The sequence below is a fragment of the Vibrio sp. S11_S32 genome, from assembly GCF_014694465.1.
In the GTDB taxonomy this organism is placed as follows: Bacteria; Pseudomonadota; Gammaproteobacteria; order Enterobacterales; family Vibrionaceae; genus Vibrio; species Vibrio algicola.
The window spans coordinates 1-255 of record NZ_JAAUWS010000182.1; the positions used below are offsets into that span (position 1 = coordinate 1).

General features: G+C 39.2%; 1 pseudogene. It reads right to left on the minus strand.

The features are described from left to right. A pseudogene (locus tag HC723_RS17610) lies at positions 1-255 on the minus strand (IS66 family transposase); the annotation flags it as partial.

A 255-nucleotide genomic window follows, 5' to 3' on the forward strand; every position in this document is an offset into this window, starting at 1 on the left:
AGTAATTTACACCGACCCCGATAGCGCTGAACCTGAATACTGAGTCCTTTCTCTAACCAGTAATCAAAGGATTTTTGCAATCTTTTCATTCGCCGTAAATACATCAAATGTTCAATTTCATTTTTCTTAAATTGATGTCGGGCTCGAAAGAGAGAATTGGTTATAAGGCATAAATGCCGGCCAATATAAGCAGTATGACCGCCACCACTATAGTCAGCAATTTGTTGAAGGTTTCGTTTTACATGAGCCCAGCAT